This is a genomic window from Actinomyces weissii (assembly GCF_016598775.1).
Taxonomy (GTDB): domain Bacteria; phylum Actinomycetota; class Actinomycetes; order Actinomycetales; family Actinomycetaceae; genus Actinomyces; species Actinomyces weissii.
Genome location: NZ_CP066802.1, coordinates 2,089,280 through 2,114,373, shown reverse-complemented (window position 1 = coordinate 2,114,373; position 25,094 = coordinate 2,089,280). Strand labels below are relative to the sequence as shown.

18 protein-coding genes are annotated in these 25,094 nt (G+C 70.0%); 13 read left to right on the top strand and 5 right to left on the bottom strand.

Annotated features, from left to right (window positions below; translation table 11 throughout):
• Window positions 1–6 precede the first annotated feature (6 nt).
• The 12 genes from JG540_RS08550 to dapC all read left to right on the top strand — a co-directional run bounded on the left by JG540_RS08550 (window position 7) and on the right by dapC (window position 16,250).
• On the top strand, window positions 7–564 hold the full coding sequence (locus JG540_RS08550) for a biotin transporter BioY (RefSeq protein ID WP_200275348.1): 558 nt from the start codon (window positions 7–9) through the stop codon (window positions 562–564).
• Between the two features lie 196 nt (window positions 565–760).
• Complete coding sequence (locus JG540_RS08545) at window positions 761–1,933, top strand: LLM class flavin-dependent oxidoreductase (RefSeq protein ID WP_234042769.1); 1,173 nt, start codon at window positions 761–763, stop codon at window positions 1,931–1,933.
• 291 nt (window positions 1,934–2,224) lie between these two features.
• Entirely contained in the window at window positions 2,225–3,184 is a 960-nt protein-coding gene (locus tag JG540_RS08540) for an ABC transporter permease (RefSeq protein WP_200275347.1), read from the top strand.
• Between the two features lie 29 nt (window positions 3,185–3,213).
• A complete protein-coding gene (locus tag JG540_RS08535) occupies window positions 3,214–4,200 on the top strand; it encodes an ABC transporter permease (protein ID WP_200278302.1) in 987 nt (328 codons plus the stop codon).
• Between the two features lie 35 nt (window positions 4,201–4,235).
• The gene (locus JG540_RS08530) at window positions 4,236–6,419 is read left to right on the top strand and encodes an ABC transporter ATP-binding protein (protein ID WP_200278300.1); all 2,184 of its coding nucleotides are present in this window, start codon (window positions 4,236–4,238) and stop codon (window positions 6,417–6,419) included.
• 134 nt (window positions 6,420–6,553) lie between these two features.
• Window positions 6,554–8,245 (top strand): ABC transporter family substrate-binding protein, encoded by a 1,692-nt coding sequence (locus JG540_RS08525; protein ID WP_200275346.1) that lies wholly within the window; start codon window positions 6,554–6,556, stop codon window positions 8,243–8,245.
• Between the two features lie 108 nt (window positions 8,246–8,353).
• Complete coding sequence (locus JG540_RS08520; protein WP_200275345.1) at window positions 8,354–9,121, top strand: hypothetical protein; 768 nt, start codon at window positions 8,354–8,356, stop codon at window positions 9,119–9,121.
• A gap of 151 nt (window positions 9,122–9,272) precedes the next feature.
• On the top strand, window positions 9,273–11,195 hold the full coding sequence (gene typA, locus JG540_RS08515) for a translational GTPase TypA (protein WP_200275344.1): 1,923 nt from the start codon (window positions 9,273–9,275) through the stop codon (window positions 11,193–11,195).
• Between the two features lie 35 nt (window positions 11,196–11,230).
• A complete protein-coding gene (locus JG540_RS08510) occupies window positions 11,231–14,065 on the top strand; it encodes a VanW family protein (RefSeq protein ID WP_200275343.1) in 2,835 nt (944 codons plus the stop codon).
• A gap of 312 nt (window positions 14,066–14,377) precedes the next feature.
• Complete coding sequence (gene fdxA, locus JG540_RS08505) at window positions 14,378–14,731, top strand: ferredoxin (RefSeq protein ID WP_200275342.1); 354 nt, start codon at window positions 14,378–14,380, stop codon at window positions 14,729–14,731.
• A 74-nt stretch (window positions 14,732–14,805) separates the two neighbouring features.
• A complete protein-coding gene (locus tag JG540_RS08500) occupies window positions 14,806–14,985 on the top strand; it encodes a hypothetical protein (RefSeq protein WP_200275341.1) in 180 nt (59 codons plus the stop codon).
• A gap of 41 nt (window positions 14,986–15,026) precedes the next feature.
• Window positions 15,027–16,250, top strand: coding sequence for a succinyldiaminopimelate transaminase (dapC, locus tag JG540_RS08495; protein WP_234042767.1), 1,224 nt, complete (start codon window positions 15,027–15,029; stop codon window positions 16,248–16,250).
• Window positions 16,251–16,465: 215 nt separating this feature from the next.
• On the opposite strand, the gene JG540_RS08490 is transcribed toward dapC, so the two are convergent.
• Window positions 16,466–18,148: an ATP-binding protein gene (locus JG540_RS08490; protein ID WP_200275340.1), complete on the bottom strand. Its 1,683-nt coding sequence runs from the start codon at window positions 18,146–18,148 to the stop codon at window positions 16,466–16,468.
• A gap of 430 nt (window positions 18,149–18,578) precedes the next feature.
• On the opposite strand from JG540_RS08490, the gene JG540_RS08485 reads away from it, so the two are divergent.
• Window positions 18,579–19,964, top strand: a complete 1,386-nt coding sequence (locus JG540_RS08485) for a citrate synthase (RefSeq protein ID WP_200275338.1) — start codon at window positions 18,579–18,581, stop codon at window positions 19,962–19,964.
• A gap of 382 nt (window positions 19,965–20,346) precedes the next feature.
• On the opposite strand, the gene JG540_RS08480 is transcribed toward JG540_RS08485, so the two are convergent.
• From JG540_RS08480 to dapD, 4 genes are all read right to left on the bottom strand, one after another.
• Window positions 20,347–21,102, bottom strand: coding sequence for a succinate dehydrogenase/fumarate reductase iron-sulfur subunit (locus JG540_RS08480; RefSeq protein WP_200275336.1), 756 nt, complete (start codon window positions 21,100–21,102; stop codon window positions 20,347–20,349).
• Entirely contained in the window at window positions 21,099–23,120 is a 2,022-nt protein-coding gene (locus JG540_RS08475; RefSeq protein WP_200275334.1) for a fumarate reductase/succinate dehydrogenase flavoprotein subunit, read from the bottom strand. The genes JG540_RS08480 and JG540_RS08475 overlap by 4 nt, the downstream gene beginning before the upstream one ends.
• Window positions 23,117–23,887 (bottom strand): succinate dehydrogenase cytochrome b subunit, encoded by a 771-nt coding sequence (locus tag JG540_RS08470; RefSeq protein ID WP_200275332.1) that lies wholly within the window; start codon window positions 23,885–23,887, stop codon window positions 23,117–23,119. Before JG540_RS08470 ends, JG540_RS08475 begins: the two co-directional genes overlap by 4 nt.
• A gap of 147 nt (window positions 23,888–24,034) precedes the next feature.
• A complete protein-coding gene (gene dapD / locus JG540_RS08465; protein WP_200275330.1) occupies window positions 24,035–25,015 on the bottom strand; it encodes a 2,3,4,5-tetrahydropyridine-2,6-dicarboxylate N-succinyltransferase in 981 nt (326 codons plus the stop codon).
• Window positions 25,016–25,094: the final 79 nt, after the last annotated feature.

The following is a 25,094-nucleotide window of genomic DNA, read 5'->3' as shown; positions in this document are numbered from 1 at the left end:
CTGCGTATGAGCACAACCCTTGAGAGAGTTCTCCCGACTGCGGCCCAGAGCCTGACCCGCAGTCAGGCGCCCAGGTGGGCGCGTGAGGTGGCGCTGGTCCTGGCTGGCACCGCCGCCGTCGCCCTGGTGGGCCAGCTGCGCCTGCCCCTGCCCTTCAGCCCGGTGCCCGTGACCCTGGGGAGCTTTGCCGTACTGGGGGTCGGGGCCCTGCTCGGCTCCCGCCGTGCCCTGGGCTCCACCGTGGTCTTCGCGCTGCTGGCGGCGTCTGGGGTCCCGGTCCTGGCGGGCTGGCAGGGGGGCGTCACGGCGACCTTCGGCTACGTGCTGGGCTACTGCGTGGCGGGCGTGGTCGCGGGCCAGGCCCACAGAGACCACTCGCCCTGGTGGCGCGGGGCCCTGATGCTGGGGGCCTCTGCCCTGGTTTACGTGCCCGGTGTCGCCTGGCTGGTCGTGTCCACCGGCAAGCCCCTGGGGGCCGTGCTGGCTATAGGGGTGCTGCCCTTCCTGTGGGGGGACCTGTTCAAGTCGCTGGTGGCCTCGCTGCTGCCACGCTGTCGGCTCTGAGTCCGGGCCGGGGCTGCGGACCGGCCTGCGCGGTGGCCAGTGGGGCAGGGGCGGGACGGCCCGCGGCCCACCCTTGACCTTTTCGCGACTTTCCCTGTTTGTAATCACCGGGCTGGCGGGCCTTAGCGGGGGCGGGAGGCTCCCGGCAGGCCGGTGGTCCCGCCAGGACCGGTGCCGGGGCGCATAAGGTGCCGCTATGAGCAATGACGCCCGTGAGATGCTGCGAGACGCCCGCGGGCGCGCTGCTGGTGCCCGTGCCAAGCCGGTGCTGTCCGTGCTGGACATGGTGCCGGTGAGCGCCGGGCGCAGCCGCGCTGAGGCCCTGACGGAGATGACCGGCCTGGCCCGCGCCTGCGAGGAGGCTGGTTACACGCGCTACTGGATCGCCGAGCACCACGGCTCCACCACCTTCATGGCGGCGGCCACCACCGTGCTCATGGGGCAGGTGCTGGCCGCCACCAGCCGGATACAGGTGGTATCCGGCGGCATCATGCTGCCCAACCACTCGCCCCTGGTGGTGGCCGAGCAGATCGGCACCCTGGCCACGCTCTACCCGGGGCGCGTGGGCCTGGGCCTGGGGCGCGCCCCTGGCACCGACCCGTTGACCGCCCTGGCCCTGCGCCGGGGCGCCGCTGACCCGAGCAGCTTCAGGGAAGAGGTCCTGGAGACCCTGGGCTACCTGACGGACGAGGACCGCGGCGGGGTGGTGGACGCGGTCGCCGGGGCGCACGTGCCCGGGTCCCTGGCCTCCCAGCACGAGCCTCAGCCAGGCACCGCCCCGGGGGCGCCGTCGGCCCCGTCGCCCGCCTCCGCGCCCCCGGTGGTGCGGGCACTGCCCGGGCAGGGGACCAAGCCACCGGTGTGGCTGCTGGGATCCTCCGTCAACGGTGCCCGGGTGGCTGGCGGGCTCGGCCTGCCCTTCGTCTCCGCCGCCCACTTCGCACCGCACCAGGCGGAGGCCGCCGTCATGGCCTATCGCTCCGTGTTCAACCCGCAGGCCCCGTCCGCGTGCTGCTCCCGGCCGCAGGTCGGGGCCGCCGTGCAGGTGGTGGTCGCCCCCACTCGCCAGGAGGCCCGCCGGCTGTTCACGACGACGCAGGCCGCCTCGGCCCGTCTGGTCTCCGGCTGCCCGGCGCCGCTGGACCCGCCCACCGCCGACCTGGAGGCGTGGCGGGCACTGGCCCTGGGCAAGGAGGCCCTGGTGGAGGCGAGCCTGGCGGGTGCGCTCGTGGGTGAGCCCGCCGAGGTCGCTGACGGCCTGCTGGCCCTGGCAGGGTCCTGGGACCTGGACGAGCTGGTGCTGCTCACCAACGTCTACGACGCTCGCGCCCGGCAGGAGTCCTACCGGCTCCTGGCCGAGCAGTGGTGACTTTTACCCGGCCTGGCAAGGGTGAGTTGCCAAGACTGTGACGAGCACCGCTGTCGGGGGTGGTAAACCCTTGTGCGGTGGGCGGCCAGCGCCCGAGCCGGGGCCCGGTTCTGAGCCAGGTACGCCCCCTGGGCTGAGAAGCGGGCCAGCGTCAGTTCCCAGAACGGGTATCCTGGCCCGCAACTACTGACGGCCCCGCCGCTCCTGACCGGTGGCTGGTCCGCGGTGGCACACCGTGACCCAGACCTGGCGGACGCACGTCCCGGTACTAGCGTCCAGTAGGAGAAGGACATGATCTTTTACCTGGCCAGAAGGATTTTCAATTACGCGCTCCTGCTGTTCATAGCCACCTCCCTGGCCTATATGCTCGCGTCCTTCGCCCTGGACCCGGCCAACAACTGGAACCGTGAGGACCCTACGCTCAACTGGGCCGCCATCAACGCCAACCTCGTGGCCTACAACATCAGTGCCGACCTGCCGGTGTGGAGCCGCTACACGACCTGGCTGCACTCGGTGCTGACCGGCTGGGACTGGGGGGTGACTCCCAAGGGTGAGAGCGTCAACGGCCTGATCAGCACCAAGATTGGTGTCTCGCTGCGCCTGGTGTTCCTGGGGGCGTTTATCGGTATGACCGGGGGCGTCGCCCTGGGGGCGTGGACCGCCACCCGCCAGTACCGGCTCTCTGACCGGGTGACCTCCTTCCTGGCCATGCTGGTGATCTCCACCCCGGCCATGGTCATGGCGATCCTCCTGCAGGTCCTGGCGGTCCAGGTCAACCGCTCCACCGGCTACCAGATCTTCGAGTTCACCGGGGAGGGGGAGGGGCTGGCCGGGCGCCTCCAGCACCTGATCCTGCCTACCTTGTCCATGTCACTGGGCGGCATAGCCTCCTACTCGCGCTACCAGCGCAACCTGATGCTGGACACCCTGGGCGCCGACTACGTGCGTACCGCCCGGGCTAAGGGCCTGGTAAAGCGCAAGGCGGTGGTCAGGCACGCCCTGCGTACCGCCCTGATCCCGATGGCCACCTACTTCGCCTTCGCCCTGGCGGGACTGTTCACCGGCGCGGCCATCACCGAGCGCGTCTACGGCTGGCACGGAATGGGCGAGTACTCGGTGAACTCCATCGCCCAGTACGACATCAACGGGGTCACCGCCGTGGTCGCCTTCTCCGGACTGTGCACGCTGACGGGGGCGCTGCTGTCCGACGTGTTCGTGGCGGTTGTAGACCCCCGGGTTAGGGTGAGCTGAGCATGTCCAGGAACATCAACCCCAACGGCATGGACTCCATAGGCAAGACCGCCTCCTTGAGCGGACAGTCCACCGTCGAGCAGCCTGCTGAGGTGCCGATCACTGAGGCGGACGCCGGTGAGCTGACCAAGGTGGAGCCTGGTGAGTCCAAGCGTCTGAGCCGGGGGCGGATCATCGCCCGCCGCTTCCTGCGCAACCGCACGGCGGTGGTGGGGGCAGTCGGCTTCCTCCTGCTGATCCTCTTCGCGTCCCTGGGTACCCTGGTGAGCCCCTGGGCCTACACCGACGTGGACAAGACGGCCTTCCTCCAGGCGCCCTCCTCCAGGCACTGGCTGGGCACCACCCAGGGCGGGCGCGACGTACTGGCGATGGTTATCGAGGGCACCCGTAAGTCCATGCTGATCGGGGTCTGCGTGGCCTTGCTGCAGACCGGTATCGCCGCGGTGATCGGCTCCTCTGCGGCCTACTTCGGCGGTTGGTGGGAGCGGGTCTCCCTGTGGTTCACCGACCTGCTGCTGGTGGTGCCCTCCTTCCTGATCATCGCGATCCTCTCCCAGCGGGCCGGGGCCGCGAAGGGCTCGGTGTTCATGTTCATCCTGCTGCTGGCAGGCTTCGGCTGGATGCTCACCGCCCGCGTGGTGCGCTCCCTGACCCTGAGCGTGAAGAACCTGGACTACGTCAACGCGGCCCGCTTCATGAACGTGTCCAGCCCCAAGATCATCGCGCGGCACATCATCCCCAACATCGCCTCGCTGCTGATCGTCGACGCCACCGTCAACGTGGCCTACGCCGTGCTCAGCGAGACGACGCTGTCCTACTTCGGCTTCGGGGTACAGGCCCCCAACACCTCGCTGGGGACGCTCATCGCCGAGGGACAGCGCTCGGCCACCACCTCGCCGTGGATCTTCCTGGCCCCGGCCTCCGTGCTGGTGCTGATGCTGGTGTGCGTGAACTTCATGGGCGACGGCCTGCGTGACGCCATCGACCCCTCTTCCAAGTCCGGAGGCAAGGCGTGAACCTGAAGAGTGCCACCAAGGCCAGCAACAGCAACGTGGACAAGCAGGGCACCAAGCCTGGACCGGCCCGGCGCAAGGGCCAGGGCGAGGCTGGTGACCTGCCCGACCCCCAGGCCAACGCCCCCCTGCTGGAGGTCGAGGACCTGCGGGTGTCCTTCCCCTCCGAGGACGGAGAGGTCAACGCCGTGCGCGGCGTGAACCTGTCCCTGGCCCGGGGGGAGGTGCTTGCCCTGGTGGGAGAGTCCGGCTCCGGCAAGTCCGTGACCTCCACCGCCGTCATGGGGCTGCTGGACGAGTCCGCCCAGGTCACCGGCTCCGTGCGCCTCTACGGCACCGAGCTGCTGGGCCGTGACGACGAGTACATGTCCCGCATCCGCGGGGTGCGGGTCTCCATGGTCTTCCAGGACCCGCTGTCCGCCCTGACCCCCGTCTACACCGTGGGGGACCAGATCATTGAGGCGCTGCGCGTCCACCAGCCCGATATCAGTGACGAGGACGCCACCAAGCGGGCTGTCGAGCTGCTGCGCCTGGTGGGTATCCCCAACCCGGAGGTGCGCTACAAGGCCTACCCCCACGAGTTCTCCGGCGGTATGCGCCAGCGTGTGGTGATCGCCATCGCCATCGCCAACGACCCTGACCTCATCATCGCCGACGAGCCCACCACCGCCCTGGACGTCACCATCCAGGCCCAGATCCTGGACGTGCTGCGCACCGCCCAGAAGGAGACCGGCGCGGGCGTCATCATGATCACCCACGACCTGGGGGTGGTGGCTGGCATGGCCGACCGGGTCGCCGTCATGTACGCGGGCCGGATCGTGGAGACCGGCGACGTCGACGACGTCTTCTACCGCTCCCGCATGCCCTACACCATCGGCCTGCTGGGGGCGCTGCCCCGCCTGGACGCCAGGAAGGAGTCTGCCCTGGCCACCCTGGAGGGCAACCCGCCCTCCCTGCTGGCCCTGCCCCCAGGCTGCCCCTTTGCTCCCCGCTGCCCGCTGGCCGAGGACGCCTGCCTGGAGGCGGAGCCCACCCTGGAGCAGGTGCGCCAGGCAGGCGCGCCGGACGCCTCCGGACTGCCCGCCGCCGGGGTGCAGCGCTCCGCCTGCCGGCGCATGCAGGAGATCGAGGCCCGTAACCTGGGCTACCAGGACATCTACCCGGTGCCGGAGCTCAAGACCGCGGACGCCATGGCCCTGGAGCGCTCCGAGCGCACCGAGGTGCTGCGGGTCACCGACATGGTCAAGCAGTTCCCCCTGATGAAGGGCGCGGTGTTCAAGCGGCGCGTGGGAACCGTGCACGCGGTGGACGGCGTCTCCTTCGACCTGCGGGAGGGCGAGACCCTGGCCATCGTGGGGGAGTCCGGCTGCGGCAAGACCACCACCCTCATGGAGGTGCTCGGCCTCAAGGCCCCCCAGGACGGCAAGATCGTGGTGCTGGGCAAGGACACCGCCACCCTGGGGCGCAGTGAGCGCCGTCAGGTGCGCCGGGACCTGCAGATCGTCTTCCAGGACCCGATGGCCTCCCTGGACCCCCGCCTGCCGGTGTTCGACATCGTGGCGGAGCCGCTGCGGGCCAACGGCTGGGAAAAGCACAAGATCGCTCCACGGGTGGAGGAGCTGATGAGGCTGGTCGGGCTGGAGCCCAGTCACGCCAACCGCTACCCGCGCAACTTCTCCGGCGGGCAGCGCCAGCGCATCGGCATCGCCCGGGCCCTGGCCCTGGAGCCGCGACTGCTGGTGCTCGATGAGCCTGTCTCCGCCCTGGACGTGTCGATCCAGGCAGGGGTCATCAACCTGCTGGACGAGCTGCGGGCCACCCTGGGCCTGAGCTACCTGTTCGTGGCCCACGACCTGTCCGTCGTGCGGCACATCGCTGACCGGGTGGCGGTCATGTACCTGGGCAAGATCGTGGAGATCGGGGACGTGGACGCCGTCTTCGAGGCCCCGGCCCACCCCTACACCCAGGCGCTGCTGTCAGCCATCCCGATCCCGGACCCGGCCAAGGAGCGCACCCGCTCCCGCATCCTGCTGGAAGGGGACCTGCCCTCACCGGCCAACCCGCCCTCCGGCTGCCGCTTCCGTACCCGCTGCCCGGTGTTCAAGAACGACCTGGACGACCAGCAGCGGGCCCGGTGCCTGGGGGAGATGCCAGGATTCAGCAGCCAGGGCGAGGACCACCAGGCGGCCTGCTACTTCCCCAAGCGCACCGCCGTGTTCTGAGCGGAAGCGCGGTAGTCCCGTCTACTGAGACTACGCTCGGTATTGCGGACAGGTGTGTCAGCATGTTTCGGTAGTGTCGTGACGTCCGTCCCCGGCGTCATGATCAGCTCACACTGAATGAATGGAGCTCCCGTATGATGATGAACCGCCGCATGTTCCTAGGAGGCAGCGCCTCTGTAGCCGCCCTGGCGGTGCTGGCCGCCTGCGCCAAGAACGAGAGCGCCACTGGTGGGGCCTCTGGGGCCACCGGTGGGGCGAACGCCGACGCCGTCAACCGCAAGGACCGCTCGGAGCTCAAGGAGGGCGGCGAGCTCAAGTTCGCGATGACCGCCACCATCGCCAACTGGAACGCCTCCCACGTCGACGGGAACGGTGTTGACCTGCGCAACATCATGGACTTCGTCTCGCCGTTCTTCCTGGACTGGGCCGACGACGGCAGCTTCACCCCGAACCCGGACTTCTACACCAAGTTCGAGGCCGAGGAGGTCGGTGGCAAGACGGTGGTCACCATCAGCCTCAACGAGAAGGCCGTGTGGGGCAATGGCCGCGCCATGGACTCTGAGGACATCCGCGAGTCCATCGTCCACGCCAAGGACGAGGCCTACCAGTGGGCCTCCACCGACGGCATCGACCGGATCGAGAACGTAGAGATCGTTGACCAGCGCACCGCCAAGGTCACCTTCGACTCCGTCTTCCCGGACTGGAGCAGCAAGCTCTCCGGGGTCTCCCCCAAGGAGCTCATGTCCACCGCGGAGGCCTTCAACAACTCCATGGCGGGCAACGGCGCCTTCAACAACGACTACTTCGCGGGCCCCTTCAAGGTGGACAGCTACGACGAGGCCCAGCAGCTGGTCAAGCTGGTCCCCAACGAGAAGTGGTGGGGCGCCAAGCCGCTGCTGGACATGGTCACCTTCCGCGTGCTGGACGCCTCCGCTGAGGCCACCTCCTTCGCCAACAACGCCATTGACGTGGTGGACTACATCATCTCCGCGGACGTGTACAACCAGTGCATCGGCCGCTCGGACGCTGAGGTGCGTCAGAACTTCGGCCGCCAGTGGCGCCACTTCACCATAAACGGCTCCTCCGGTGTGCTGGCTGACAAGACCGTGCGCCAGGCCGTGGTGCGCGCCTGCGACCGGGCCTCCATCGCCCAGTCCGACCTGGCGGGCCTGCCCGTGGAGGTGGACAAGCTGCTGCTGGGCAACCACTTCTTCATGCCCAGCCAGAAGGGCTACCAGGACAACGGCAAGGACTGGTCCTACGACGTCGAGGCCGCCAAGAAGCTGCTGGACGACGCCGGCTGGGTGCCGGGGGCTGACGGCGTGCGCGAGAAGGACGGCACCCGCCTGTCCTTCGCCTTCACGCTGCCCGCTGGCACCCCCACCACCGAGAACGAGGCCACCCTCCTGCAGTCCCAGCTCAAGGAGGTGGGCATCGAGATGACCCTCAACCCGGTGGACACCAACCTATACTTCAAGGACTACATCCGCCCCGGCAACTACGCCATCACGGCCTTCACCTGGCAGGGCACCCAGTACCCGATGGCCAACATCGGCCAGATCTACGGCACGGGCTCCGACTCCAACTTCTCCAGGCTCTCCGTGCCGGAGGTCGACGAGTACATCAAGAAGATCGGTGAGACTGCTGACGACGACGAGCGCCGCAAGCTCGCCAACGAGTGCGACAAGCTCGTCTGGGAGAACGTGTTCAACTTCCCGATGTACGAGCGCCAGCAGCTGACCGCCGTGCCCAAGAAGCTGGCGAACTTCGGTGCGGTGGGCCTGGCCTCCTTCCGCCCGGAGAACATGGGCTTCGTCAAGGAGTGACCGTCGGGGGCGGGTCAGCTCCCTAAGGTACCGGCTGGGGCCCGGGTTGCTGCGGCATCCCGGGCCCCAGTGCTCGTTCCAGCGGTCCCGCCAGGGCAGAATGGGAGCGTGCCTACAGTGATCATCCGCTCGCGCCTGGCCCGAGCCGGTGCCGCCCTCACGGCCGTGGCTGCCGCCTGGGTGGTGGCTTATGTGTGGTGGAAGGACGGCTTTCACGTTGGCCTGACGGCTGCCGGGTGGGCGCTGCTGCTGCTGGTGGTGGTCTGGGCCATGTGGTGGGCCCCGGACGTGGTGCTGCGGGAGCAGGGACTGCTGGTGCGCAACACCTGGCTGCGGCACGAGGTGGACTGGCGCCAGCTGGAGCAGTGCCGGGCCCGCTGGTTCCTGGAGATAGTGCTCAAGGACGGCGGGGTAGTGCGGGTGGCGGCCGCTCCCCGCAGCGGGGGCCTGCGCAGCTCCTGGCACGCCAGCCGGAACCTGGGGCGGAAGCCCGGCCCTGGTGCGGAGCACCGCACGGTGCCCCCGGAGCTGCTGGAGCCCAGCGAGCAGGTGCGGCGGGCCACCCTGGACTGCGTGGCCGCCGGTGACCTCATAGAGGCCTACGCCGAGCGTACGCAGGAGCGCCGGGTCCTGGGACGGCTGGCTGCTGGCCCAGGCAGCGGGACCGGGGGGAGGGGCCGCGGCGTCGGGACAGGGGCGCGGGCCGGGGAGGCTGAGCGCGAGGGCCTGAGCGGGCCCCCGAACAAGACCCTGAGCGAGGCGCCAGGCGGGCTCCCGAATGCGCGCCCTGCGGTGCGCCGCAGCTGGCGGCTGCTCCCGGTGGTGGCCACCGCCGCCGGGCTGGGGCTGCTGCTGCTCGGCCAGCTGCTCGCCTGAGGTCCAGGGCCCCGGCGCGTGAGACGACGCACAGGCCAGGTGTCGTGCCCCTCACGGCTGCTGGCCGAGCCCTGCCGGTAACCTTGCCGGGTCGTGCGCCTAGGGGCCGAGAAGGTCGTGGTGCCCCGTCTCCTGAAGGAAGAACCCGTATATGACCGTGCGCCAGGACCTGCGTAACGTCGCCATCGTCGCCCACGTGGACCACGGCAAGACCACCCTGGTCGACGCGATGCTCTGGGAGGCGGGGGCCTTCGGCGCCCGGGCCACCCAGGAGAACACCACCGAGCGCGTCATGGACTCCGGTGAGCTGGAGCGGGAGAAGGGCATCACCATCCTCGCCAAGAACACCGCCGTGCACTACGCCGGGCCGGCGGCGGAGGCGGCGGGCCTGACCGAGGGCGTGACCATCAACGTCATCGACACCCCCGGGCACGCCGACTTCGGTGGTGAGGTGGAGCGCGGCCTGTCCATGGTCGACGGCGTCGTCCTGCTGGTGGACGCCTCCGAGGGGCCGCTGCCCCAGACCCGCTTCGTGCTGCGCAAGGCCCTGGCCGCCAACCTGCCCGTCATCATCGTGGTAAACAAGGTGGACCGCCCCGACTCACGCATCAGCGAGGTCGTCTCCGAGACCACCGACCTGCTGCTCTCCCTGGCCTCCGACCTGGCCGACGAGCAGCCCGACATCGACCTGGACGCCGTGCTGGACGTGCCCGTCGTCTACGCCTCCGCCAAGGCCCGCCGCGCCGACACCGAGCAGCCTGCGGACGGCGCCCTGCCCACCAGCACCGACCTGGAGCCCCTGTTCCGTACCATCATCGAGCGGATCCCCGGCCCTAGCTACGAGGAGGGCGCGCCCCTGCAGGCCCACGTCACCAACCTGGACGCCTCCCCCTTCCTGGGGCGCCTGGCCCTGCTGCGCATCCACAACGGCACCCTGCGCAAGGGGCAGGCCGTGGGCTGGGCCCGTCACGACGGCAGCCTGGTCTCCGCCCGGGTCTCTGAGCTGCTGGTCACCGACGGCCTGGAGCGTAAGCCCGCGCAGGAGGCCCACGCCGGTGACATCGTGGCCATCGCGGGCATCGAGGAGATCACCATCGGCGAGTCCCTGGTGGACCCTGAGGACCCCCGTCCCCTGCCCCTGATCACCGTGGACGACCCCGCCATCTCCATGACCATCGGCATCAATACCTCGCCCATGGCGGGGCGGACCAAGGGCGCCAAGGTGACCGCCCGCCAGATCAAGGACCGGCTGGACCGCGAGCTGGTAGGCAACGTGTCCTTGCGGGTGCTTCCCACCAGCCGCCCGGACGCCTGGGAGGTGCAGGGGCGTGGGGAGCTGGCCCTGGCGATCCTGGTGGAGCAGATGCGCCGGGAGGGCTTCGAGCTGACCGTCGGCAAGCCCCAGGTGGTCACCAGGACCATCAACGGGCAGCGCCACGAGCCGGTGGAGCGCATGACGGTGGACGTGCCTGAGGAGTACCTGGGCGCCGTCACCCAGCTGATGGCCGCCCGCAAGGGGCGTATGGAGACCATGACCAACCACGGCACCGGCTGGGTGCGCATGGAGTTCCTGGTGCCCGCGCGAGGGCTGATCGGCTTCCGCACCCAGTTCCTCACCGAGACGCGCGGCACCGGCATCGCCTCCTCCATCGCCGAGGGCTACGAGCCCTGGGCGGGGTCGATCATCGCCCGCACCACCGGCTCCCTGGTCTCTGACCGGGCGGGCGCCGTCACCGCCTACGCCCTGGTGCGCCTGCAGGACCGCGGCACCTTCTTCGTCTCGCCCACCGAGGAGACCTACGAGGGCCAGGTGGTGGGGGAGAACCCGCGTAACGAGGACATGGACGTGAACGTGGTGCGGGAGAAGCAGCAGACCAATATGCGCTCCTCCACCGCGGACTCCTTCGAGTCCCTGGTGCCCCCGCGCCGTCTCACCCTGGAGGAGGCCCTGGAGTTCGCCGCGCAGGACGAGTGCGTGGAGGTCACCCCGGAGGCCGTCAGGATCCGTAAAGTTGTCCTTGACTCCCAGGAGCGTTTCAAGGAGGCGGCGCGTCGCCGTCGAGCGGAGTCCTAGTCCCGTCACACTCGCCCTGAGGAGTGGAGGTCACGATGCTTGACGACACCGAGTCGTTGCACGGTTCCGGCAGCGGTTCCGTCTACGACGGCGTGCGCCCGCATCGTCGACCGGTGCGCCCCCGGCCGGCCAGGCTGGTGGCTGAGGCGGACAGGCGTGCGCAGCAGCGGGAGGAGCCCCGTAACCAGGCACCAGCCCCAAGACGGGCCGCCGCGCCCTTACTGCCGGAGCCTGAGCCGGTCCAGCAGGAAGCATCCCAGCCGGAGCGGAGCCAGCCGGTCGAGGCCGCTAAGCCTCTGTCCCGGATGGCGCGCAGGCGGGCGGCCCGGGCGGCTGAGGAGGAACGGGCGCAAGCCGCAGAGAAGCAGGCGGCAGCTGAGCGGGCCCGGGCTGAGCAGGAGCGCTTAGCGGCTGAGCGACGGCGAGCTGCACAGGAACGAGCCGCCACAGAGCGGGCCCGGGCTGAGCAGGAGCAGGCCGCCACCCAGCTGCGGCAGGCGGCGCAGACCTCCCCGGCAAGCGGCACCAGGTCGCCAGACCTGCCCGCCGCACGCCCAGCGCCGCGTGAGGCCCAGAAAGGCCCCGCAGCCACCCAGACTGTCCCCGTCAGCAGGCCGAAAGCACCCACGCGCGTGCCGGTCTTTGAGGAGCAGGACCCCCGCCCCGCCATCGAGATCAGTGACCCGGCACCGGCGCCCGCCTCAGTCAGCATGCCTGTGGTCAGGGACCAGCAGCCCCGGTCCCCGCAGAAACGCGAGGACAGCAGCGTAAAGCCCCTGTCCCGCACCCTTCCGCTGGCCTCGGTCCCTGGCCTGGAGGAGCTGGAGGAGAAGCCCGCCCCCCGGCGCGAGGCCCGCGGCCGCGCAGACCAGCCTGCCGCTGACCGCCCCGGCAGGCGCCAGACGCCGGTGTCCCGCACCCTTCCGCTGGCCTCGGTCCCTGGCCTGGAGGAGCTGGAGGAGGAGCCCGCCCCCCGGCGCGGGGCCCGCGGCCGCGCAGACCAGCCTGCCGCTGACCGTCCCGGCAGACGCCGAACCCGGGCCTCCAGCGCCCGCCGCACCCACCCGGGCGGAAAGCGCCCCACCCGGCCCCAGGCAGCAGGCACGGCCCAGGCCAGCCAGGGGGCGCTGGCCTGGAGCCCCCTGGCGGCGCGTGGCCGGATGCTGGGCATGGCCGCCGTCGCCGGGGTGGTGCTGCTCTGGTTACTGGCCGCGGTGCTGACCTCCTCCACCGTCTCCGCCCGGACCGTCTGCTCCGGGGTGCCTATTGGTGGTCTGAGCCATGACGAGGCCGTCCAGGTGATCGAGACGGCACTCGCAGAGCAGGTGAACGGCCCGCTGTCCGTCAGTGCCGACGGCGCCACCGTCCAGCTCAGCGGGAGCGCCGTCAAGGCCAAGGTGGACGGGGCACAGAGCATCCGCAGCCTGACCCGCTTCACCATGAACCCGCGGGTGATCCTCCAACGGGTCATGGGTGGGCAGGAGGTCAAGGCGGTTGTCACCGCCGACCCCGAGGCCGTGCGGGCCGAGCTGTACAACCACCTGGACAAGCTCTCCCACGGGGCGGTGTCCGCCCAGGTGAGCCTGGTGGACGGGCAGGTCCAACGCACCGCCGCCTCCGCAGGCACCGGCGTCGACCTGGACTCCGCCACCGAGATGCTCTCCACCTCCTGGCCGGTAGCGGCGGGGGAGACCATAGTCCTGCCTGAGGGGGTCACCGAGCCAGCAGTCACTGACGCCGAGGCCAGCGCCTTCGCCGTGAACGTGCTGGAGCCCCTGGTATCCGGCCCCGTGACCCTGACCGTGGCGGGCACCGAGGCCGAGGGGCGCGCCAGCACACAGACCCACGAGCTCAGTGCCGAGGACCTGAAGAACCTGGCTACCGTGAAGGAGGAGGGCGGCACCCTGGCCGTCGTGCTGGACCCCACCCGGCTGCGGGAGCAGGTGCTCGGGGGCTTCGGCACGGGCATCGAGACCCAGCCCACCGGCTACAAGTGGACCATCGACGGCTCCGAGGCCGGAGCGCCCAACGCCAAGCCCCAGCTGGAGGCGGCCGCTCCCGGCCAGGTGGTGGACGGCGAGAAGCTGTCCAAGGCCATCGTGGAGGGCGTCTCCAAGAGCGGTGCCAGCGCGGCCACCCGTACCGTCACCCTGGAGCTGTCCGAGAGCAGCGCCGACACCAGCGGTGAGGCGGCCGCCCAGGCCCTGGGAATCAAGGAGGTGGTCGGCTCCTCGGACACGCCCTTCGAGTCCGACCCGCAGCGCGACCAGAACCTGCGAACCGGAACCGCCGCCGTCAACGGCACCCTGGTCCTGCCTGGGCAGAGCTACTCGATGGCCCAGACCATCGGCCCGGTGGAGCCGGAGCGCGGCTACGCCGAGGCGGGCGTGATCGTGGGGTCCAAGCACGTCAACGGTATGGGGGGTGGCCTGTCCCAGGTGACCACGACCGTTTTCAACGCCGCCTACGCCGCCGGCATGGAGGACGACGAGCACACGCCGCACAGCCAGTACATGTCCCGCTACCCCGCCGGGCTGGAGGCCACCCTGTGGAGCGGGCAGATCGACATGCGCTTCACCAACACCACCCCCTACGCCGTGCTGCTCCAGGCCTGGGTGGGTGACGGGCACGTGCACGTGCGTGCCTGGTCCACCCACCACTACGACGTCGAGATCTCCACCAGCGACAAGTTCAACATCGTCCCGCAGGGGCACTCCCACTCCATGGAGGCGGACTGCTTCCCCAACCCGGAGGGGCAGCCGGGATTCGACATCACCGTGACCCGTAGACGGTCCCTGAACGGGACGGAGCTGCCCACCGAGGTGCGCACCGTGCACTACGAGCCGAACGACTCCGTCACCTGCGGCTAGGAGTGCCGGTGGGCAGCCTCCTGCGGGCACAGCCCCAGGGAGCGGCTCTGGGAGGGTGTACCCGGTACTGGCGGCGGCCCGGCAGGCGCCGCGGCTGAGAACGGCTGGCAAAGGCGTGGGTGGCCGCTGCTGTGCACTGTGCTGCTAATACACGAGCCGGAGGTCACGAAAACGCCAAACGTGCTTGGGGGCACTTCAACGTGCTCAGGAGCACGGCAGCCCAGGATTGGGGTGGTGCCGGTGCCGGGCGGATACTGTTCCCGGCAGCATCCGGGGTCCCGCCCGGATCCCGACAGGAGAGGAAGCGCCTCCATGACCTACGTCATCGCCCAGCCCTGCGTGGACGTCAAGGACAGGGCATGCGTGGACGAGTGTCCCGTGGACTGCATCTATGAGGGTGAGCGCAGCCTCTACATCAACGCGGACGAGTGCGTGGACTGCGGGGCCTGCGAGCCCGTGTGCCCCACCGAGGCGATCTTCTACGAGGACGACGTCCCGGAGGAGTGGAGCGACTACACCCGCGCCAACATCGACTTCTTTGAGCTCAAGGGACTGGGCTCGCCCGGCGGGGCGCAGCAGGTCGGGGCCGTGGACTACGACGACCCGATGATCGCCGCCCTGCCCCCGCAGAACCAGGACTACCTGGAGTCCCACGGCCTGGCCTGAGCCCGCCGATGGGCCGACTCGGGGCCTGGCTGGGCGTCTGGAGGGGTGTGTCTGGCGGGCAGGTGCCCGGATTGATGACAAAGGCCGCTACTGGCCAGGCGCGCCCTGGCAGGATCAGCGGAATCATGCGGATCACCTTTGATACTCCGGGCGGGCTCGCGCTGTTCGTCATCGATCTGGACGCCTCCGCCCCGTTCGCTGGCCCCTGGCGTCCGGGAGCCGGGGTGGAACGGGTGCGATACGCCATGTCCTAGGAGGCCGCTTCCCTGCCGCACAGTAGCCTCACAATGGTCTAGTGAATGCCTCTGACGCCAGCCCCGCCCCGCAGACCCTGCCCCGGGCGCTCACCCTGCCCGACTTCCCCTGGGACTCCCTGCGCCCCTACCGGCAGCAGGCCGCCCTTCACCCCGACGGCGTCGTGGACCTGGCCGTGGGCACCCCCGTGGACCCCACGCCTGCCCTCGCCCAGCAGGCCCTGCAGGCCGCGGCCAACGCCCCCGGCTACCCGCCCGCGGCCGGGACCCCGGAGCTGCGCGCCGCCATCATCGACTGGTGGGCCCGCCGTCGGGGCGTGACCGACCTGCGGGACAGCGAGGTCCTGCCCACCATCGGCTCCAAGGAGGCGGTGGCCCTGCTGGCCCTCCAGCTGGGGGCGCGCCCCGGCGACCTGGTGCTGCACCCGCGCGCCGCCTACCCCACCTACGACGTCGGGGCCCGCCTGGCCGGGGCGGTGCCCGTGCCCGTGGACACCGACGCCGACCCCGCCACCTGGCGGCTGCCGCCGGGACCAGACGGCGCCCCCGCCCGGCCGGTGCTCGTCTGGCTCAACAGCCCCGGCAACCCCGACGGCCACGTGCTCAGTACGGAGCAGCTGGCCCGGGTCGTGGCCTGGGCGCGGCAGCGTGGCGCCGTCGTCGTCTCAGACGAGTGCTACGCCGAGCTGGCCTGGGCCGAGCCCTGGGCCAGCCAGGGGGTGCCCAGCCTCCTGGACCCGCGCGTGACCGGCACCCGGGCGGACGGCGGCCCGGACCTGCGCGGGCTGCTGGCCCTGTACTCCCTGTCCAAGCAGTCCAACCTGGCTGGCTACCGGGCGGCCTTCCTAGCGGGTGACGCCACGCTGGTGGCGGCTGTCGCCGAGGTCCGCAAGCACGCCGGGCTGCTGGTACCCGCCCCGGTGCAGGCCGCCCTGCTGGCCGCCCTGGCTGACGAGGAGCACGTGGCCGCGCAGGTGGAGGTCTACCGGGCGCGCCGGGAGACCCTGCTGGAGGCGACGGCGGCCGCCGGGCTGGTCAACGACCCCGCCTCCGTGGCGGGCCTGTACCTGTGGCTGCGCGGCCCGGCGTCGATGAGCGCCTTCGACCTGGTGGGGGCCTTTGCCGAGCTGGGGATCGTGGTGGCCCCGGGGGACTTCTACGGCCAGGCGGGTGCCGGGCGGGTGCGGGTGTCCCTGACCGGCTCTGACGAGCGGGTGCGGGCGGCTGCGGCCCGGCTGCGGGGCACCAGCCTGCTGCGCCGCTGAGTTGTTTAAACAACTTTTTGGGCCCCCGGTGGGGACCCAGTACGTGCAACCCTCAGAGAACGTTGAGATTGCAGGGTTTTCTGAGTTCTTGTAAGTTGTTTGGAGTTCTTCTCAAGTTGTTTGCCGTCAGCGGCCCAGGTGCCCTCGGGAGCTGGCTGTGAAGAGTTGGCTCCTGGGGTGGGCTGATGGGGTGAGGACTGTTCCAGGGTGCCTGCCTAGACGGCGATCCACCGCACCCTGGAGCCGCGCTCCGGTCCGTTAGGGTCCTTCCTGATGGCGCCAGTGTTTGCCAGGTGGCGTAGTACCTCAGTGACCACGGTCGACTGGGCTCCGGTGGCAGCAACAACTTGTCGGTTGGTGACGGCGCCGCCTTTGACTGCGTCGATGATCCATCCTTGGACGTCTCCCTCGGCTGGCGTCTCCACTCCCTGTGTCCGCAGCATCGCTAGTACTCGGGGAGCTAGGGACCAGAGGTTGCTGCTGTGACTGGTCACCAGCAGGCCGATCCCCTTCAGCCATGCCAAGGTCTCGCGGCACTCCTGCCTGCTCAGCTGTAAAAGCTCTGAGGCAGTGCCTTCGGTAAGGACACTGGTGCGAGTCAGTTCCTTCAGCACCAGCAGGACATTGACGTTGGCGGTCAGTTGCTCGTCAATCACGGTGTGCAGAAGGGAGAGCGCCCTGACGAAAGAAGTGTCCACGACCGAGGCGGTAAAACTGACCCGAACCCGGAACTCGTTGGCGTCCACTTCGGGGGCAGGCCGTCCAGATGAGAGCATCGAGGTCCACATGCGGTCGAAGCCGCGTGAAGTCTGCTCAACAAGGCCTAAGTGGTGCAGTGCCTGCATGAGCGTAGGGTTGCGAGGAGTTGATGGGGTGGTGAGGAGGCGCTGTGGGTCTACGCCCACTGGCAAACCTCCTGGTGACTGAACGCTTAAGATATGTGGAGACTGATCGACGATTATCGGTTGTGAGAGTTCCCAGTCGCGGTGGGCGAAGGCGTTGAGGACGACCTCGTCCACAGCGCTGGCGGGAAAGTCCTGAATCTGGCGCTCCTGTCCGGTGGGGAGTTCTACGCGCTCCATCTCCGTGTTGGAATGTGTGTGCACCCGTTCCCGCATCTCTTGGATAGCTAGCACTAGAGGGCTGTTAACGTCGTTGCGCTCGGGCTCTTGCCCCGGGGCGGTGCGCCACAGGTGCTGAGCCATGATGCGCCCAGGTTGCGGGGGGCCGAAAAGAATCTCAGCGGCTTTTAGCAGGATGCCGTCCGAAGTCACCAGTCCCAGGCGGCGCAGCAGGGCCTCAGGTGTCTGGACAGAGTCGTCTGGGTGTCTTGTGTTGAACAGTTGTATGCCCGTGCTAAGGGCTAAGGGGCTCAAGTTAGGCAGAGTGAGCGGTGAAGGGAGCTTAGAGTGGTCGGGGTTGAGGCGCTGGAACTGGAGGGTGCGACGTTCGTCCTCTGACAGAGGTATACAGGACTTCCTGTTGCGTCGGGTGGCAGCGCCGTTGCGACGGCTGTAGACGCTCAGCCCTTGCGGAACGCGCACGACGATCAAACGGGTACCTTGGAACTCCTCTTCCGTGGCTTCCACAGTGAGGTTAGGTGTCGTCTTGTTGAAGATCTCGCGCATGATCTTGTCTGGCATGGCCTGGGTGCCCGTGAAGGCTTGGGGGCCTGCTTGGTCGTCGCGGACGCCGAGTACGATGAAGGACTCTCCGTCGGCGTTTGCGAAGCAGATTGCGGCGTCCAGCAGCATCTCGGTGCGCCGGGCCTCCGGGTTGCCGCCGGGCTTCTGGGAGCGTGCAGGGTCCTCCTTGAAGTCAAGGTGCTGATGTTCTTGGCTGTCGGCTGTCGCTCCGGCGGCGATCGCCTTAAGTGCTGACCGGACAGTGTTGTGCATGGCATAAGCATCAAGTTGTTCAAACAACTTTTCAAGAGGTTGGAGGTGTGGCCAGGCAGGGGCCGGGCGGGAGCGGGGCGGGTGCGGGTGTCCCTGACCGGCTCTGACGAGCGGGTGCGGGCGGCTGCGGCCCGGCTGCGGGGCACCAGCCTGCTGCGCCGCTGAGTTGTTTAAACAACTTTCTGGGCCCCCGGTGGGGCCCCAGTACGTGCAACCCTCAGAGAACGTTGAGATTGCAGGGGTTTCTGAGTTCTTGTAAGTTGTTTGGAGTTCTTCTCAAGTTGTTTGCCGTCAGCGGCCCAGGCGCCCTCGGGAGCTGGCTGTGAAGAGTCCCGCCGCAACCCAGGACGGGAAAAGGTGACGCAACGTACAGTATGACTCTGGGGACCTAAGGCCTAACCGCCGAACCCGCCGATCTGAAGGAGGCGCCATGACTGACCAGAGCACCGACATGAGCAAGCTCGACTGCCCCGGGACCCTCACTGTGGGGCCAGCCAGCCTGGAGCTGCCGCGCACCCTGGCCACCGACGGCTCGGACGGCCTCGGCATCGGCAGGCTCCTGGGGACCACAGGCATGGTCACCCTGGACCCCGGCTTCACCAACACCGCTGCCTGCACCTCCGAGATCACCTACATCGACGGTGCTGCCGGAGTCCTGCGCTACCGCGGCTACCCGATCGCCGAGCTGGCCAAGTCCTCCACCTTCCTGGAGGTCGCCTACCTGCTGATCCACGGTGAGCTGCCGGACCAGGAGACCTTCGAGCAGTTCGACCGGCGAGTGGCCCGCCACCGCCTCCTGCACGAGGACTTCCGCAGCTTCTTCACCTCCTTCCCCTCCTCCGGCCACCCCATGGCCATACTCCAGGCGGGGATCGCGGGCCTGGCCACCTACTACGAGGACACCCTCAACCCTTACGACCCCTACGAGTGCGAGCTGGCCACCGTGCTCCTCCTCAGCAAGATGCCGACGATGATCTCCTACATCGCCCGGCGCGCTATCGGCCTGCCGCTGCTCTACCCGGACCCCAAGCGCGGCTATGTGGAGGACTTCCTGAACATGACCTTCGGGATGCCCTATCAGGCCCCGGACATCGACCCGGTGGTGGTGCGCGCCCTGGACATGCTGCTGATCCTGCACGCCGACCACGAGCAGAACTGCTCCACCTCCACCGTGCGCCTGGTGGGCTCGGCCGACGCCAACATGTACGCCTCGGTGTCCGCCGGGGTGGGGGCGCTGTCCGGCCCGCTGCACGGCGGGGCGAACGAGGCGGTGCTGCGCATGCTCGACCGGATCGAGTCGGAGGGCCTGAGCACCTCTGAGTTCGTGCGCAAGGTCAAGGACCGGGAGGACGGCGTGCGCCTCATGGGCTTCGGGCACCGCGTCTACAAGAACTACGACCCGCGCGCCGCCCTGGTCAAGGAGGCTGCCCACGACGTCCTCATGCGCCTGGGCTCCTCCGACGGCGACCGCAAGCTGGACATCGCCATGGAGCTGGAGGAGGTCGCCCTGAGCGACGACTACTTCGTCTCCCGCAAGCTCTACCCCAACGTGGACTTCTACACGGGCCTGATCTACCAGGCCATGGGCTTCCCCACCAAGATGTTCACCCCGCTGTTCGCCCTGGGGCGCTTGCCCGGCTGGATCGCCCAGTACCGGGAGATGATCGCCGACCCCGCCAAGCGCATCGGCCGACCCCGCCAGGTGTACACCGGCGAGGTGGAGCGCCACTACATCGCCATGCACCGGCGCAAGCAGGCCGCCGAGTACCCGGGGGTCCGCCCCGGCTCCAGCGTGGACCGCGTCAACCGGGTCTGAGGGGCTGGCCTCTCAGTTTTGTCACTGGTGGAGGCGTAGGAGCCTCGGTGGCCGGTCGACGGCGGAGAGGATCATTGGAACGACGCGGTTTGCCTGCTGGCCGGTTGCGGTGGGAACCGTTCTAAGCCTCCGCCAGTGACAAGGACGCCCGCGTCAGGGGTCGCTAGGCGTAGTCCCGCAGGTCTCTGCTCGCCTCGAAGTGCCGCTGCGTCATCGAAGTGGTCCAGAGGCGGAAAGCGCCATTGCCTGCTCCAAGAAATAGACCCCGCCAGTCCCGGAGGACGACGGGGAGCTAGGCCCCAGGCTTAAGGGGGACTTCAGCGAGCTGGCAGGCTGCGTCGGACACACGGTGCGGCGGTGTCGTCAAGCTCCCACCGGGGGCTCAGTCGTCGCGGCTGGGTCCCAGCCAGCCTGCCCGCAGCACCTCCCGGTTGACGGCGGCCACCGCCGTCAAGGGGATACCGGCGGGGCAGGCAGGCACGCACTCGCCGTATACCGAGCAGGGGCCGAAAGCCTCATCCAGGGCCCGCGCCATGGCCCTGGCCCGCCGCGCGCGCTCCTGGCGCCCTTGCGGCATCAGCGCCAGTTGCGCCAGCTTGGCGCCCGCGAACAGCATCGCCGCCCCGTTGGGGCAGGCCGCCACACAGGCCCCGCAACCGATACAGGCCGCAAAGTCCAGGGCCGCCTCCGCCTGCCGGTAAGGCTGGGCGACGGCGTCGGCGTCCGGGGCGGTCCCGGCAGCCACCGCCACCGTGCCCCCGGCCCGCACCAGCTCGTCCAGGGCGCTGCGGTCCACCACCAGGTCCCGGACCACCGGGAAGGCCGCCGCCCGCCACGGCTCCAGGCGGAGGCGCCGCAGCCCCGGGAAGGCCCGCAGGTGCTGGCGGCAGGCTGGGGTACTGTCCACCGGGCCGTGCGGCCTGCCGTTGACCAGGAAGCCGCACATGCCGCACGCCCCCTCCCGGCAGTCGGACTCGAAGGCCACCGGCTCCCCGCCCTCGGTGATGATCTGGTCGTTCAGGCGGTCCAGGAGCTCCAGCAGGCTCATCTCCGGCTGGGCGTCCGCCACCGTGTACGTCACGAAGCGGCCCGGGGCGCGTGGCCCGTCCTGCCGCCAGATCTCCAGCTCCACGATCATCGGTAGTCCCTCACCTGCATAGGCACCATGGAGAAGCGCAGCGGCTCACGGCACCGGGTGTGGGACCCGTCCGGGCCCGTGAGCCAGGCCGACACCGCGCACCAGCGGGCGTCGTCCCGCTGCGCCTCCCCCTGCTCCGTGGCGTGCTCCTCCCGGAAGTGCGCGCCCGCTGACTCCCGCCGGTCCAGGGCGTCCAGCACCATGACCTCCGCCAGCTCCAGGAAGTCAGCCACCCGCAGCGCCTTCTCCAGCTCCTGGTTCAGGCGCTCCGCGCCCCCGACCACCAGCACGTCCTGCCAGAACCGCTCCCGCAGCGCCCGTACCTGCGTCAGGGTGTGCCGAAGCCCCGCCTCCGAGCGGCTGACCCCGCAGCCCTTGTACAGCAGCTCCCCGAGCTGCCGGTGGAACCAGACCGGCCGGTGCGTGCCCGCCACCTCCAGCAGCCCCTGGACCCGGGCCTGGGCCTGCGCCAGGGCCGCCGTCGCCTCCGGGGCCTTAGGGGACAAGGGCTCCTGACCCACCAGGCCGGCCAGGTAGCTGGGTACCGCCAGGGGCAGCACGAACCAGCCGTCCACGCTGGCGCTCAGCAGGGAGTTGGCGCCCAGGCGGTTCGCACCGTGGTAGCTGTTGGCGGCCTCCCCGCCCACAAAGAGCCCCGGGACCGTGCTCATCTGGTCAAAGTCCACCCACAGGCCGCCCATGGTGAAGTGCGCACCGGGGGCGATGCGCATGGGCACCTCGTAGGGGTCCTCACCGGTGGCGTCCAGGTACATGGAGAACAGGTTCCCGTAGCGGGCGGCCACCACCTCCCGGCCCAGGCGGGCGAGCGCGTCCCGGAAGTCCAGGTAGACGGAGTTGCGCAGCGGCCCCACGCCGCGCCCGGACTCGATCTGCTCGCGGGCGCTGCGGGAGGCGACGTCCCGGGGCGTCAGGTTTCCGAAGGCCGGGTACTTGCGCTCCAGGTAGTAGTCCCGCTCCGCCTCTGGGATCTCGTTGGCGGGGCGGGGGTCTGCCGGCTGCACGGGCACCCAGATGCGCCCGTCGTTGCGCAGCGACTCGCTCATGAGCGTGGTCTTGGGCTGCCAGCGGGAGCTTACGGGCAGGGCCGTGGGGTGGAACTGCACCATGCAGGCGCTGGCGAAGGCCGCCCCCCGCCGGTGCGCCCGCCAGGTGGCGGTGGCGTTGGAGCTCATGGCCAGGGTGGAGTAGTGGTAGACGCTGCCGTAGCCGCCGGTGGCCAGGACCACCGCGTGAGCGGTCCAGGCCCGCAGCTCCCCCGAGAGCAGGTCCCGGGTCACGATGCCCTGGGCGCGGCCCTCGGCCACGATCAGGTCCAGCATCTCGGTGCGGGTGTGCAGGTGGACGGTCCCGGCCGCCACCTGCTCCTGGAGGGCCTGGGCGCTTGCGACCTCCAGCTGCTGGCCGGTCTGCCCACGCGTGTAGTAGGTGCGGGAGACCTGCACGCCCCCGAAGGAGCGGGTGGCCAGCTGGCCCCCGTACTCGCGGGCGAAAGGCGCCCCGATGGCGAGCATGTGGTCGATGACCCGCCCGGACTCCTGCCCCAGGCGCACCGCCTCAGCCTCCCGGCCCCGGAAGTCGCCGCCCTTCACGGTGTCCTTGACGAAGCGGTGCAGCGAGTCGCCGTCCACCTTGCGGGCCCGGGCGGCGTTGATCCCGCCCTGGGCGGCCACCGAGTGGGCACGGCGGGCGGCGTCGTGGATCGTGAAGCACTCCACCCGGTAGCCCAGCTGGCCCAGTGCCGCCGCGGCCCCCGCCCCCGCCAGGCCCGTTCCCACCACGATCACCGTCAGCCTGCGCCGGTTGGCGGGACTGACCAGGCGGTACTCCTCACGACGCCGCTGCCAGGCCAGCTCGGGCGGACAGTCCGGCAGGTGGGGGTCCAGGTCCGGGCCGACGGCGTACAGGCCGTCCACCGCCTCCGGGGCGCTGGGGGCCGACGGCTGGCCCGGGGCGGGCCGACCGGGGGAGGGGTGGCGGGCTGCGGGTGGCGTACTCATGAGATCACCCCGGTGAGGACCAGCAGCGGCAGGGCCCCGTTGACCAGCACCACCAGCAGCGCGGCCGCGTGGGACAGGACCAGGAACGCCCGGCGCAGGCGCAGCCCGGTGCCCCCGAGGTCGGTCACCACGTTCCACAGCCCCTGGGCCAGGTGCGTGCCCAGGGCCAGCATGACGGCGGTGTAGAACAGGGCCATGCCCGGGCGCGAGAGGCTGGCCACCAGGTTCTGGTAGGCGGAGACCTGCACCGCCCCGCCACTGTGGTCCGGGGGCGTGTAGCCCGGGGCGGCCACCAGGGCGCCGACAGTCAGGTCCAGCAGGTGCACCAGCACGAACAGGCCGGTCAGGGCGCCGGTGGCCAGCATGGAGCTGGCTGGCAGGCTGTGCCTGCGCAGGCCCTGACGGCGGTGCGGGCCACGGGCGTCCCTGCCCCGCCGCCACAGCGCCAGCCCCGCCAGGACGTGCAGGAGCAGGCAGGTGCCCAGCACCAGGCGCATGAGCCACAGCAGCCCCTCCACCGGCAGCAGCGGGTACAGGGCCTCCCGCAGCCAGGCGGCGTAGTCGTTGTAAGCCTGCGGCCCGGCAAAGGCCTTGAGGTTGCCGAGCATGTGCACTGCCACGAACAGCGCCATGACGGTGCCGGTGACCGCCATCGTCGTCTTGAGGGCCGTGAAGGACAGCCGGTGGCGACGGCGGGGAGGTGGTGCGGGTGCGTCACCGCGCAGCCTGTGGGGGCTGGCGCCAGCCAGGTCTGCGGGGGAGCTCATAAGGCGGACCTCCTCAAGCTGCTAGACCTGTGACCCGAACCTGAGGGTAACCAGGATCACAGTCCAGGGTGGGGGCTTAAGCGTCCGTCTCAGTCAGCGGCCTGCGGCGTCTCAAAGCGGGCGGTAAGGGTGGGACGCCCAGGAACGTCAGTGCCCGGGCGTCTCCGCCACCAGCTCGATGGGCTTGCCCCCACGGGCCAGGGCCTCCACCGCCCCGGACTGCGAGTTACGGCGGAACAGCACGTTCGAGGCCCCCGCCAGGTCCCGGGCCGAGACCACCCGCGGCTCCCGGAACAGGCCGTGGCTGCCCGGCACCACCCCGCCCTCAGGGATCAGCGAGACCTTGGTGCCCGCCGTCAGGTACAGGCCCGCCTCCACCACGCAGTCGTCGCCCAGGGGGATGCCCAGGCCCGAGTTGGCGCCCAGCAGGCAGCGCTCACCCAGGGCCACGCGCCGCCGTCCACCGCCAGAGAGCATCCCCATGGTGGAGGCGCCCCCACCGATGTCGGAGCCGTCACCGACCACCACGCCCTGCGAGATGCGCCCCTCCACCATGGACCGGCCCAGGGTGCCTGCGTTGTAGTTCACGAAGCCCGTGTGCATCACGGTGGTGCCCTCCGCCAGGTAGGCGCCCAGGCGCACGCTCGCCGCGTCCCCGATACGCACCCCCGAGGGGATCACGTAGTCCACCATGCGGGGGAACTTGTCCACCGAGAGTACCTGCACCTGGTGGCCCAGGGCCGCCCGCAGCCGGGTGCGCGTGGTCTCAAAGCCCTCCGTGGCGCAGGGGCCCGCGCTGGTCCACACCACGTTCGGCAGCCGGGAGAACAAACCGTCCAGGTTCACCGTGTTCGGCTGGGCCAGGCGGTGGGAGAGCACGTGCAGGCGCAGGTAGGCGCCCGCCACCGTCTGGGGGGAGTCGTCCAGGTCCGCCCAGGTGCGCACCACCGTGGTGTGCACCCCCCGGGCCTCGTCACGGCGCTCCATGGCGGACAGGGTCGCCCGCAGGTCCGCCTGGCCGTCCTCCGGCTCCTCACCCAGCACCGGCCGGGGGTACCACACGTCCAAGGTGTTGCCGTCATCGGTCACGGTGGCCAGTCCCAGGCCCCAGGCGCTGCGCGTAGTCATGGCCCCACCATAGGAGACGCAGGCGTCCCGCGGAGGCTGTTCCACGATCTCTGAGAGCAGCTAGGCGGCGCGGACCTGA